A 12,235-nucleotide genomic window follows, 5' to 3' on the forward strand; every position below is an offset into this window, starting at 1 on the left:
TCAACCCCTTGCGCCCAGCCCCAGCTGCATCAGCGTCTTTCGCACCGGGGCCAGCCCGTACAATGCGTTGAGCGCCTGCATCCGCGCGTCGCGCAGCACCGGCGCGCTGACCATCGAGGCGCGGTTCAGCACGTCGATGCCGGTGACCCGTGACATCACCTCCCAGTGGCGGCGCTTGTGATAAGTCTCCAGCATCTCGCGGTCGCCCAGGCGTTCGGGATTGGCCTGCGCCAGCTCTAGCAGCACATGCAGGTCGCCAAGCGACATGTTCAGCCCCTGCGCTCCGATGGGCGGCACCACATGCGCTGCCTCGGCCACGAGGGCGATGCGCTCGCCCGCCATGCGCTCGGCCACCTGGGAAATGATCGGCCAGACCGTCCGGCGCGAGGCCAGCGTCAGCGGCCCGAAGAGGTGGCAGGACCGCGTGCTCATCTCCGCCTCGAACGCGGCCACGTCTAGCGCGGCCAGCCGCTGCGCATCGGGGCCGTCCTCCATCCACACCACGGCGGACGAGGGCCGCCCCTCGTAATCCGGCAGCGGGACGAGCGTGAACGGGCCTCCCGTGCGGTGGATCTCGGTCGAGACATTGTCATGCGGAATCGGATGCGTCACGGCAAAGGCCAGCGCCTTCTGCCCGTAGCGCGTTGTTTTCACGGATATTCCCGCCGCCTGGCGCATGGGCGAGCCGCGCCCGTCGGCGGCCAGCACCAGCCGGGTGCGGATCTTGCTGCCATCGCTCAATCCCACCCGCGCCTCGGCCTCTCGGGTAAAGAGGCTTTCCGCCGCCACGCCGGGGCGAAACTCCACGGTATCGAGGCTGTCCAGTTGCGCCACCATCTCGCGCCGCAAGAGCCAGTTGGGCAGGTTCCAGCCAAACGGCTTTTCCGAGATGTCGCCCGCATTGAAATCCTTGACGACGCGCGGCTCGGGCACCGCGCCGCCCGCGTCGACGATGCGCATCACCTGCAACGGGGCGGCGTGGGCGTCGAGCCTGTCCCAGATGCCCGCCTGCGCCAGAAGCGCCTGCGCCGGTTGCAGGATCGCGGTGGTGCGCAGGTCCGAGCCTTCGGCGTCGCGCTCGGTCACCGGCGGGGCCGGATCGACGCAGAGCACGCGGAACCCCGCGCCCCCGAACAGGGCCGCCGCCGACAGACCGGCAACGCCACCGCCGGACACGACGATATCATGATCGAAACGGCTCATGCGCAGGCCTCCTTTTCAGCGGCACCATAGACCGCGCACGCAGCGACGGCCAGACCGTCTCAGGCGCGCGAGATGATCAGCAGAAACAGCCATATGACGGGCACGAGCGCCAGCGCCGGCAGGTAGAGACCCGGCACGCCCCAAAGCACGATTGCCCCACCCCACGCCACTAGAAGAACGCCCAGAAACAACAGGATACGCACCGCAATTGATGTTTCGCTCGAACTCTCCGCCGGGTGTGGTCCGGTGTCGTCCTCGGTGCCTTCGGTCTGGGGCATCGTCTGCATCCTGCGTCATGTCTCGCGACCTGACGTAGGCTGCTCCCGCGCCGCGCAAAAGGTGCAAATCGCCGCAGCGGACCCTCAGACCAGCCGCGACAGGAACCCCGACAGATCATCGGTATGGTGATGCACGTGATCGGCCTCGACCGGCTCGGGGCCGACCAGCACGGTCCGCATCCCCATCGCATGCGGCGCCGCAAGATTGCGCACGTCATCCTCGAACATCGCGGCCTTCGCGGTCACGACGCCGTCGGTGGCGAACACCCGGTCGAACGCCGCCCGGTCCGGCTTGGGGTGAAAGCCCGCATGTTCCACGCCGTAGATCGCGTCGAACAGCCCCTCCAGCCCCCGCGCCTCGACCACGCGCTGCGCGTAAGGGGCCGAGCCGTTGGTATAGACGATCTTGCGCCCCGGCAGCGCCCGGATATGCGCGGCCAGTTCGGCATCCGCCTCCAGCAGGTCGAAGGAGATGTCGTGCACATCTGTCAGGTACGGCCCCGGATCGACGCCATGCTCGCGCATCAGCCCGGCCAGCGTCGTGCCATGCCGCCGCCAATAGTCCAGCCGCAGCCGGTCGGCCTCGGCCCGGTCCACGCCCAGCGCATTCATCACGAACTGCGTCATCCGCACCTCGATCTGGTCGAACAGGCGCATTTCCGGCGGGTACAGCGTGTTGTCCAGGTCGAACACCCAGGTCTCCACATGTGCAAAGAACGCTTTCGCCATCGCCTTCCCCCGCTCTTAATTGTCGCAGGGCCCGGCAAGGCTTGCGCCCTGCCTCCGGCCCCGCATATCCTCGTCGCCTGAAACCACATACCAAAAGAGAGTGCGATGACCATAGCCGCGCCGCAGAAAGATGCCTATCACATGATCCTCGAGGCGATCGACACCGGCGATTACAAGCCCGGCGACCGCCTGGTGGAAAGCGACCTGGCAGAGCGGTTCGGCGTGTCGCGCACCCCGATCCGCGAGGCGTTGCAGCGGCTGGAAACCCAAAGCCTGCTCACGCGCGACGGCCGCAGCCTGATCGTGTCATCGCTCGATCACAACCAGCTGGCCGAGCTTTACGTGGTGCGCGCCGAGCTCGAGGGGCTGGCCGCGAACCTCGCCGCCCGCCACGCCGCGCCCGAGGAGATTCGCGTGCTGCGCGACATGGTGACCGACGACCGGGCGCTGGTCGACGACCCCAAGGCGATGGCCCGCGCCAATCGGCGCTTTCACAAGCAGATCCACCTGGCGTCGCACAACCGCTTTCTGGTGCAGCAGCTGGACCTCGTGCATCGCTCCATGGCGCTGATGGCCACCACCTCGCTGGCCGCGCTTGGCCGGCCCGAGGATGCGCTGGCCGAGCACGACGCGATCGTGACCGCGATCGAGACCGGCAATGCCGAAGCCGCTGGCGACGCCCTGCGCGCCCATATTTCCAAGGCGTTCGTGACCCGGCTGAAGCTGGATTCAGGGGAACTGGATACGCTGATCTGAGGCGGATCGCGTCGCCGGCGGCGGTGCCACGGCCAGCGACAGGCCGTGCTGCGTCTTGTCCCAGAAGAACGGTTTGAGCACCAGCTCGTAGAGCGCCTTGTAGGCCGCCACCGCGCCCAGCGGCAGATAGAAATGCATCGTCGGGACCCAGGCCAGAAGGTGGCGATGCTTCGGCCCGGTGACCGAGGCCATGTAGATCGTCAGGTTCAGCACCTCTATGGCCAGCAAGAGCGCCCCGAAGGCCACCAGCACCGTTCGCGACATCAGCGGATCCAGAGGGTGCGGCAAGCCCAGGAACACCAGCCAGAAGGACCACAGGAACGGTGCCAGGACGACCTGGCTCAGGGCGGTCACGAAATGCGCCTGGAACCCCCAGAACTTCCACGCCCCCAGCTGCCGATACAGCAGACCGGGGCGCCGCATATGCACCAGGTACGTCGTCATGTACCCTTTCAGCCAACGCGACCTTTGCTTGATCCACGCCCAGGTCCGGCAATTCGCCTCTTCCTCGGTGACCGTCGCCACCATCTCGGTGCGAAAGCCGTGCCGGGCCAGTCGGAAGCCCAGGTCGGCATCCTCGGTCACGTTATGCGCGTCCCAGCCGCCCAGCGCCTCCAGCGCGTCGCGGCGGAAATAGAGCGTCGTTCCGCCCAGCGGGATGGCGAACCCAAGCCGCGCCATGCCCGGCAGGATAGTGCGGAACCAGGTGGCGTATTCGATGGTGAAACACCGCGCCAGCCAGTTCTGGCGCGGATTGTAGTAATCCAGAATGCCCTGAAGGCACGCAACCTCGGGCGGCGCCTGCTGGAAATGGCGTGCGACGCGGGTGATCTGGTCGGGCTCGGGCGCATCCTCGGCGTCAAAGATGCCGATGATGTCGCCCTCGCAGAAATCCAGCGCAAAGTTCATCGCCCGCGGCTTGGTGCGGGGCTGACCGTCGGGCACCACGACCATGCGGATCCAGCTGGGCAGGTCGATCTGCGCCAGCGTCGCTTGGGTCATGGCGTCTTCCTCCTCGAGCACCAGAACCACATCCAGCAGGCATTTGGGATATGTCAGTTGGCTCAGCCGCGCGACCAGTGCGTGCACCATCTCGGTCTCGCGGAAGAGCGGCACCAGCACCGACACCCTGGGCAAGGGCGTCTTGTCCTCGACGGCCGGCACGACCGTGGCGACCGGCCCCTCGGCCAATCGCGCCACGAAAGCCAGCAGCTTGGTCATCGCCGACACGACCAGGGTGAACGCCGCCCAGCCCATCAATACCGCCAGGATCGCCTTGGCAAAGAACAGCGTCGCCACGATCAGCGCGGTCAACCCTGCCAGCACCCAAACCAGCCGCCCGACGTGGCTGTGCGCCCAACTGCGGCAACTCTCCGCCAGGGGAACACGCGCTTGTGCCGCATCGGTCAGGATCTCGTCGAAATGATCCGCGACATGGGCCTGCACCACCTCGCGCGGGGCTATCAGAACCCGGGCGCGCCGAAGATCGGCCGGAAGATGGGCGCGCGCAAAGGCGAGCGCCTCGGGGTCGCCGCAGACGATGGCGGGATGCCCGTCACGATCGGTGACGGGAAAGAACGCGTATCGCAACAGGATCCGGGGCGCGAGCGGCACCGCGATGGGGTCCAGCGCTGCAATCTCGGCCGCGTCGACCTGCCGTGACCGAAAGCGCCGCGCATGCGCGTTCAGCAGATCGCCGCGCGTCACCAGGCCCTCGGCCACGAGGATCCGGTCCATACCGGCGTCGCAATGCCGGCGCATCTGCCGCGCGAGGATCGCGTCGCGAACGTTCAGGACCCCTTGCCTGACCAGGTCGGAATCCACCCCCGCCGCGTCAACATCGGCGGCATCCTGGAACGGGTATGTCTGCCGCAGTTCCGAAATCCCCATGACCGTCTGTCCTTCTGCGTGACAGGTGACGGTCTACCAGCGAGCGGTTAACAACGCGTAAAAGAAAGGTTAACGCACCGGCCCCGGGCCCGCCCGAGCGGGCGGACGGGCGGAGCGCCTGCCGGACCCTAGCGGTCCATCGAGGCGGCGAAACGCTCGAACAGGTAAAAGCTGTCCTGCGGGCCGGGGCTGGCCTCGGGATGGTGCTGCACCGAAAAGACCGGGCGGTCTTCCATGCGGATGCCGCAGTTCGACCCGTCGAAGAGCGAGACATGCGATTGCACCACGCCTGCGGGCAGGGTCTGGCTGTCCACGGCGAACCCGTGGTTCATTGACGTGATCTCGACCTTGCCGGTGGTCAGGTCCTTCACCGGATGGTTCGCGCCGTGATGACCGTGGTTCATCTTGATCGTCCGCGCACCCAGGGCAAGGCCCAGCATCTGGTGACCCAGGCAGATCCCGAAGAGCGGCAGGTTCTTTTCCAGAACGCCGCGGATCATCGGCACGGCGTATTCGCCCGTCGCCGCCGGGTCGCCGGGGCCGTTCGACAGGAACACGCCGTCGGGGCTTTGTGCCAGCACGTCCTCGGCGGTGGCCGTGGCGGGCATCACCGTCACCTCGCAGCCGGCGCTGGCCAGGCAGCGCAGGATGTTGCGCTTGGCGCCGTAATCAATCGCCACCACCTTGTGCCGGGCTTGCGTCTGGCGCGGGAATCCGTCGGGCCAGGCCCAGCGCATCTCGTCCCAGCGATAGCTTTGCGCGCAGGTCACCTGGCGGGCCAGGTCCATGCCCTCCAGCCCGGCAAAGGCGCGGGCCTTGGCGACCAGCGCATCGGTGTCGAACTTGCCGTCCGCCCGGTGCGCCAGCGCCACGTGCGGGGCGCCCTGCTGGCGGATGGCCCGCGTCAGACGGCGGGTATCGACACCACCGATGGCCACACGGCCCCGCCGCGCCAGCCACTCGCCCAGCCGCTCGGTCGAGCGCCAGTTCGACGGCTCGGTCGGGTCCCACTTGACGACCATGCCCTCGGCCACCGGGTCGGCGGTCTCGTCATCGTCGGGGTTCACGCCCACGTTGCCGATATGCGGAAAGGTGAAGGTCACCACCTGCCCGGCATAGCTGGGATCGGTCATGATTTCCTGGTAGCCGGTCATCGCGGTGTTGAAACACAATTCCGCCGCGACCTCGCCCTCGGCCCCGAACCCGCGCCCGTAGAACAGCGATCCATCGGCCAGGGCAAGACAGGCGGTCGGACGGGCATCGGGCGCGTGCGGCATGGGGGATTCTCCATCGGGCAAATTGCGCGGAACCTATGGTCACCCGCGCGCGCGGTCAAGGCCGCGTTTCGCGCCGCAACGTCATTCGCTCCGGTCAATAAAACAAGGGCCGGACAGGGTGTCGCAGCTTATTGCACGGCGTTTCGCTTTCCATTAATGTCGCACGCTTACGGGATGACAAGAGGATACCCTGACATGGGATTGCGCGAACGCGTGAACGACGCCCTGAAACAGGCCATGAAGGACAAGGACGCGACGCGGCTGGGCACGCTGCGCCTGATCAATGCCGCGATCAAGGACCAGGACATCGCCCGCCGGGGCACCGACAACGACACCGGCTGTTCCGATGGCGATATCCTCGCCATCCTGGGCAAGATGACCAAGCAGCGCCAGGAAAGCGTCCGCGCCTACGAAGAAGGCGGGCGGCTGGACCTTGCACAGGAAGAACAGCGCGAGATCGAGGTGATCGAGGAGTTCCTGCCCCGCCAGCTGGACGAGGCGGAAGTCGCAAAGGCCATCGACACCGCCATCGACAAGACCGGCGCCAGCTCGATCCGCGACATGGGCAAGGTGATGGGACATCTCAAGGAGAACTACACCGGGCAGATGGATTTCGGCGCGGTGGGTCCGCGGGTCAAGGACCGGCTCTGCGCCTAAGCAACCGACCTCCCGAAAACCCGGCCCGCCAGGCACCGCGGGCCGACCGGCGGGCGGCGGGACGCATTTCGCGGTACGGAAGCTGGCTGACATGATCGCATACAGCACCTATAGTCGGTCCGGGGAGGTGCCCCCTGGGCACGGCACGGGACTGGGAAACAGCAATATATGCGACCCGCGGGATCACAAGACGTTCGGCAACCCGTCTTGCGGGACCCGGAGGCGGCGACCGAACAGCCAATGGCCGGACGGCGGGTGAAGATCGACCTGGTGGATCGGCTTGCGCCGCGCATCCCCGAACCCACGGCGCAGGCGCTTGTTGCCGGGGTCTGCGCGATCCTCGCGGTGCTGGCGCGCGGGGCTGTCGATACCGTCTTTCCCGGTGCGGGGCCGTTCGCCCTCACCCTTCCCTTCGTGCTTTTTGCCACGCTCTTCGGCCGCTGGGGGGCGGGCGTGGGCGTGATGTGCTTCACCGCCCTCTACGCCTGGTATTTTGTGCTGCCGATCAGGCAATCCTTCGCGTTCAACGATCCCACCGATGGGCCGAGGGTCTTTGTTAACGTGTTCTCGGGCTTCCTGGTCGTGGCGCTTGCGGAGTACTTTCGCCGCGTGGTGCGCCGCGCCTTGATGGAACGCAACGCCATCGCGGAAGAACGGCGTCTGCTGTTGCTGGAACTGGATCACCGGGTCAAGAACAACTTCGCCATGGTCAATGCGATGCTGCGTATCGAAATGCGCAAGGCCTCCGAAGCGGCGATACCCGCGCTCAAGGCGATCCACAGCCGGGTGGACAGCATCGCGCGCGCCCACGAGGCGCTCTACCGCGAAGAGGGCCGGATCGGCGAGGTGCCGATGCGGCCTTACCTCACGACGCTCTGCGCCTCGCTTCAATCGGCCTATCTTCAGGGACAGCACAGGTTGACGGCGGATATCGCCGACGTCTCCCTTCCGCGGGACAATGCCGTCGAAATAGGCCTGCTGGTCAACGAGCTTTGCATCAACGCCGCGAAACACGCCTTCCCCGATCGCAGCGACGGCAAGATCCATGTCTCGCTCGCCGCCACCGAAGAGACCCTGACCGTCTCGGTTGCCGATGACGGGATCGGCATCCCGGATCAGCCCGCGCGCGAAGGCAGCCAGGGTCACGGGCTGATTCATGCGCTGGCGCAAAAGGCCGGTGGCGCGCTGGAGCGCGTCCCTGTCGAGACCGGCACGAAGTTCGAACTGGTGATCTCCAGAGCCTAATTTGCCGAACCACGCGCCGGACGCCTTGAGCCATCCGACTTCGCGGCGCCGCCGGTTTCACCGTGAATACCTCCTCTTCCGCGCCCTCCTTCCCGGGGCAACACGTATCCGCGAGCGCGCAATATGCAGGGCCTGCACCCGCAGGAGCACTTGGGAACACAGGCGATTCGCGACCGAGTTTCAATGATCCGAAATGGCCTCACCGGCAGGCTGGCGATGCGGCGCGCGGTGGCTCTCACGCAGCCTAAACGTCGCCAAAAACGCTTTCGCAACAAAGTAATAATTTTCAGAGCTTTCATGCACTTAAATGTCGCGAAGCGAGATAGTTTAATTCGTTTTCTTGTGAGAATGCCGTCTTGTGCTACCTTAACGTGTACTGGGTGGACTTTTAGTTAGTAGGAGTGGAACTATGTCCAAGTACACGCAGTCTGATTTCCTCAAAATTGTCTCCGCTTGTGCGTTGCTGTCGACGACAGCGATGTCTCCCGCGCATGCCGAGGGAGGCCTCGGTGGTGCCGTTGGCGGTGCTGTCGGCGGCGTAGGCGAAGCGGTCGGTGGTGCTGTCGGCGGCGTTGGCGGTGCGGTCGGTGGCGCTGTCGGCGGCGTTGGTGCCGCCGCAGGGGTCGGCGCGGGCTCCAGCGACGCGGGCACCGGCGTCGGAGCGGGCGTCGGTGCAGGCGTCGGAGGGACCGGCGTCGGAGCGGGCGTCGGCGCCGGTGTCGGCGGTTCCGGTATCGGCGCGGGCGTTGGCGTTGGTGTCGGCGGTTCCGGTGTCGGCGCGGGGGTCGGTGTCGGCGTCGGAAGCGAGACTGCCTCCGATTCCGACGGCGATACGAATTCCGGTTCCGGCAGCAGCTCGAACCCCGGTTCCACCGCGAACGCGGCAAACCCGGCCGGATCCTCGGGCGGCGCAGTGAGCACGCGCAGCGCCATGCCGGACCTGGCTGGCGTCGTGCTCATGACATCCGACCGGCAGGTGCTTGGCATCGTCCAGTCGTCCAGGCCCGATCCCCGGGGCGTCCGCGTCGATGTGCAGTTGAACAATCAGCTCGGGATCGGCAAGACGACCACCCAGTTGATCCTGCCCTCGCCGAACCCCCGCTCCGGGCAGATCCGGCTGAGAAAATCGATGGATAACCTGGTGCGCCTCATCAACTGAGGCAAACCGGACGTTCGGCAACCACCACTCACACCGGGCCGCCGCGACCGCTGCGGCCCGGCGCCTATCCGGCCCCCATCGGGTCGGGCAGCGCAATACGCTTCAGCGCATCGGCGATCTCGCCGTAAACCGCCTTGCGTTCGTCCTCGCTCAGGAACGCGCCGATTTCCACCTGTCGCCCCTTGCCCTTCAGCGTCACGTAATGCGGCACCGGCCCGCCCGTGGGATGCATCTCAACCTTCGCCCAGTAGCTTTCGCAATCCCATTCCTGCACCGGCCCGCGCGCGTTGGTGCGCACAAGGTGCACCGCCTCGCGGTCGATCGTCAGCTCCTCGTTCATCTGCGCGTCCTTGTAGGAGCGCTCCAACGCCGCCCACACGCCCCAGACCGCCAGCAACAGGAACGGCAGCAGCCCCCACAGCGTGACCGTCCCGATCAGCGGATAAAGCGGCAGGGTCAGCATCCCGCAGGTGATCACGATGAAGAGCGCAAATCCCCGGCGCGGCAGCGACCGATGCGGCCAGAGCCGCAGCTCGCACACCTCGTCATCCCCGTCCCGCGTCTGGTTCCACTGATACGGCATGGCGCAACCTTAGCGCACCAGGCGCACGAGGAAAGCGCGACATTTCTGCACGTAAGGCCTCAGACCTCCAGCCAGATCGTCACCGGCCCGTCATTGACCAGGCTGACCTGCATGTCGGCGCCGAACGCGCCGGTTTCGACCGGCACGCCCTCGCCCGCCAGCGCCTCGGCGAAGCGCTCGTAGAGGCGCCGGCCCTCCTCGGGCGCCGCCGCCTGGGAAAATCCCGGTCGTGTCCCGCGCGAGGTGTCGGCGGCCAGCGTGAACTGGCTGACCACCAGCGCGCTGCCGCCCGCGTCGCGCACCGAGCGGTTCATCTTGCCCGCTGCGTCCTTGAAGATCCGCAGCTTGGCCACCTTCGCCGCCAGCGCCTCGGCCTCTGCCGCGCCATCGCCCTGCATCGCGCAGACCAGCACCAGCAGCCCGGGCCCGGTGGCCCCGATCACCGCGCCATCCACGCGCACCTGGGCCTCGCTCACCCGCTGTATCAATGCCCGCATCGCGCGCGTCCTCCCTTGCCAGTTCCCGGCCACATGCTACCAATTCGCCATGGAACGCAAATCCTTCGTCCCGCGCGGCGCGGCCAGTTTGCGGGTCGAGTATGACGGCCCGCCCCAGGACTATCATTTCCTGCTGCTGCCCCGGCTGACGCTGCTGGCGTTCACCTCGGCGATCGAGCCCTTGCGCGTCGCCAACCAGGTGGCCGGGAAAGAGCTTTATCGCTGGTTTGTCAGCACGATAGACGGCGAAGCTGTTTCATGCTCCTGCGGCGTGACCATCACCCCCGACAGCCCGGCCTACGACCTGTCGCGCAGCGACAAGGCCTTCGTCTGCGCCGGTGTCGCCCCGCTGGACACCGCGCCGCCACGGGCGGTGACATGGGTCAACCGGCAATGGGCGCACGGCATCCAGGTGGGCGGCATCTGCACGGGCGCCTTCGCGCTCGCCCGTGCCGGGCGCTTGAAGGACCGCCGCTTTACCCTGCACTGGGAAAACCAGCCGGCCTTTCGCGAGACCTTTCCGGGGCTGGAACCCACCGGGCATCTCTACGAGGAAGACGGCGGGCTGTTCACCTGCGGCGGCGGATCTGCCGCGACCGACATGATGCTGGAAATCATCGAGCGCGACCACGGCCCGGCGCTGGCGGCCATCGTCGCCGACATGTGCCTGCACCGCCGCGCCGGCAACCGCAGCGCGCCCCAGCGCCCCGCCTACGCCGCCGCCCTGGGCAGTCACAATCCGCAACTGATCGCCGCGACCGACCTGATGGCCGCCCATATCGAGGACCCGCTGGACATCTCCCAAGTCGCCACCGATGTGGGCCTGTCCCGGCGTCAGCTTGAGCGGCATTTCACCCGCTACCTCGCCGCCACGCCGGCGCAATACTATCTCGACCTGCGCATCGCCCGCGCCCATGCGCTGTTGAACGAAACGCGCCTCAGCATCGGCCAGATCGCCGCCGCAACCGGCTTTGCCAGCGCCTCGCAACTGGCAGAGCGATTCCGCAAGCGCTATGGCACCACACCGCAAGCCTACCGCCGCGGCGCCACATCAAAGTAAGCGCAGAACTGTCTGATTTTGAAATTCAAAACTGTCCTCTACCGACGCTTCCGTTGAACCTTCGGCCGGCCTTTCGCGGGCTTTTCCTTGCCCGGCGTCTCGTCCATGCCCAACTGGTCGCGCAGCACCCGGGGCCGGATTTCCTCGACCTCGCCGGCCTTCAGCTGCCCAAGTTGGAACGGGCCATAGGACACCCGGATCAGCCGGTTCACCTGGCAGCCCACCGCCTCCATCGCGCGGCGAATCTCGCGATTCTTGCCCTCGCGGATGCCCACCGTGGCCCAGGCATTGGCCCCCTTTTGCCGATCCAGCACCACCGACATCGGCTGAAACACCTCGCCATCCAGTGTCAGCCCCTTGCGCAACGGCTCGAACGTGGCGTCTTCGGGCCGCCCTTTCACGCGCACACGGTACTTCCGCACCCAACCGGTCGAGGGCAGTTCCAGCTTGCGCTTGACGCCGCCGTCATTGGTCAAGAGCAACAACCCTTCGGAGTTCAGGTCAAGCCGACCCACACTAAGAACACGCGGCAAGTCCTCGGGAAGCTTGTCGAAAATCGTCTCGCGCCCCTGCTCGTCTCGGGTGGTCGTCACCAGCCCCGCAGGCTTGTGATACAGCCACAGCCGCGGCGGCTCCGGCGCATCGAGCGCGCGCCCGTCAACCTCGATCCGGTCGGCGCCGGTCACGTTCAGCGCCGCGCGGTCGATCACCGCACCGTTCACCCGCACCCGGCCCGCCTCGATCATGCGCTCCGCTTCGCGACGGCTGGCCACACCGGCACGGGCGATCACCTTGGCGATCCTGTCGCCTGGCGGCGTATTCTGGGTGGGTTTGCGAGTCATGCCACGGCCTTACCCCATCCTTGCCTCTTGCGAAAGCACCGCCCGCACGGCAATCAGGG

General features: G+C 66.7%; 13 protein-coding genes. 5 read left to right on the forward strand and 8 right to left on the reverse strand.

Going from position 1 to position 12,235, the window contains the following annotated elements; translation table 11 throughout:
• From FIU89_RS13060 to FIU89_RS13070, 3 genes are all read right to left on the reverse strand, one after another.
• Complete coding sequence (locus tag FIU89_RS13060) at window positions 1-1,203, reverse strand: UbiH/UbiF family hydroxylase (protein WP_152493004.1); 1,203 nt, start codon at window positions 1,201-1,203, stop codon at window positions 1-3.
• A 59-nt stretch (window positions 1,204-1,262) separates the two neighbouring features.
• Window positions 1,263-1,481, reverse strand: a complete 219-nt coding sequence (locus tag FIU89_RS13065) for a hypothetical protein (RefSeq protein WP_152493005.1) — start codon at window positions 1,479-1,481, stop codon at window positions 1,263-1,265.
• Window positions 1,482-1,565: 84 nt separating this feature from the next.
• Window positions 1,566-2,210, reverse strand: a complete 645-nt coding sequence (locus FIU89_RS13070) for a pyrimidine 5'-nucleotidase (RefSeq protein ID WP_152493006.1) — start codon at window positions 2,208-2,210, stop codon at window positions 1,566-1,568.
• Window positions 2,211-2,315: 105 nt separating this feature from the next.
• Between FIU89_RS13070 and FIU89_RS13075 the strand changes: the two genes are divergently transcribed.
• Window positions 2,316-2,966, forward strand: a complete 651-nt coding sequence (locus FIU89_RS13075) for a GntR family transcriptional regulator (RefSeq protein WP_152493007.1) — start codon at window positions 2,316-2,318, stop codon at window positions 2,964-2,966.
• Here FIU89_RS13075 and FIU89_RS13080 read toward each other — a convergent pair.
• Window positions 2,940-4,856 (reverse strand): glycosyltransferase, encoded by a 1,917-nt coding sequence (locus FIU89_RS13080; protein ID WP_152493008.1) that lies wholly within the window; start codon window positions 4,854-4,856, stop codon window positions 2,940-2,942. The genes FIU89_RS13075 and FIU89_RS13080 overlap by 27 nt on opposite strands.
• Before the next feature lie 128 nt (window positions 4,857-4,984).
• The gene (carA, locus tag FIU89_RS13085; RefSeq protein WP_152493009.1) at window positions 4,985-6,133 is read right to left on the reverse strand and encodes a glutamine-hydrolyzing carbamoyl-phosphate synthase small subunit; all 1,149 of its coding nucleotides are present in this window, start codon (window positions 6,131-6,133) and stop codon (window positions 4,985-4,987) included.
• A 195-nt stretch (window positions 6,134-6,328) separates the two neighbouring features.
• Between carA and FIU89_RS13090 the strand changes: the two genes are divergently transcribed.
• From FIU89_RS13090 to FIU89_RS22310, 3 genes are all read left to right on the forward strand, one after another.
• Window positions 6,329-6,790 (forward strand): GatB/YqeY domain-containing protein, encoded by a 462-nt coding sequence (locus FIU89_RS13090; RefSeq protein WP_152493010.1) that lies wholly within the window; start codon window positions 6,329-6,331, stop codon window positions 6,788-6,790.
• Window positions 6,791-7,030: 240 nt separating this feature from the next.
• Complete coding sequence (locus FIU89_RS13095) at window positions 7,031-8,035, forward strand: sensor histidine kinase (RefSeq protein ID WP_172978106.1); 1,005 nt, start codon at window positions 7,031-7,033, stop codon at window positions 8,033-8,035.
• Between the two features lie 409 nt (window positions 8,036-8,444).
• Window positions 8,445-9,194, forward strand: coding sequence for a hypothetical protein (locus FIU89_RS22310; protein ID WP_172978107.1), 750 nt, complete (start codon window positions 8,445-8,447; stop codon window positions 9,192-9,194).
• A 64-nt stretch (window positions 9,195-9,258) separates the two neighbouring features.
• On the opposite strand, the gene FIU89_RS13110 is transcribed toward FIU89_RS22310, so the two are convergent.
• Together FIU89_RS13110 and dtd are read right to left on the reverse strand one after the other, a co-directional pair.
• Window positions 9,259-9,777 carry a DUF2244 domain-containing protein gene (locus FIU89_RS13110; protein ID WP_152493013.1) on the reverse strand — a complete coding sequence of 173 codons (519 nt, stop codon included), beginning with the start codon at window positions 9,775-9,777 and terminating at the stop codon, window positions 9,259-9,261.
• Window positions 9,778-9,836: 59 nt separating this feature from the next.
• Entirely contained in the window at window positions 9,837-10,274 is a 438-nt protein-coding gene (gene dtd / locus FIU89_RS13115; RefSeq protein WP_152493014.1) for a D-aminoacyl-tRNA deacylase, read from the reverse strand.
• A 49-nt stretch (window positions 10,275-10,323) separates the two neighbouring features.
• Here dtd and FIU89_RS13120 point away from each other — a divergent pair, with 49 nt between their 5' ends.
• Window positions 10,324-11,334, forward strand: coding sequence for a GlxA family transcriptional regulator (locus tag FIU89_RS13120; RefSeq protein WP_152493015.1), 1,011 nt, complete (start codon window positions 10,324-10,326; stop codon window positions 11,332-11,334).
• A gap of 38 nt (window positions 11,335-11,372) precedes the next feature.
• On the opposite strand, the gene FIU89_RS13125 is transcribed toward FIU89_RS13120, so the two are convergent.
• Window positions 11,373-12,176 (reverse strand): pseudouridine synthase, encoded by an 804-nt coding sequence (locus FIU89_RS13125; RefSeq protein WP_152493016.1) that lies wholly within the window; start codon window positions 12,174-12,176, stop codon window positions 11,373-11,375.
• Window positions 12,177-12,235: the final 59 nt, after the last annotated feature.

The sequence above is a fragment of the Roseovarius sp. THAF27 genome (assembly GCF_009363655.1).
In the GTDB taxonomy this organism is placed as follows: domain Bacteria; phylum Pseudomonadota; class Alphaproteobacteria; order Rhodobacterales; family Rhodobacteraceae; genus Roseovarius.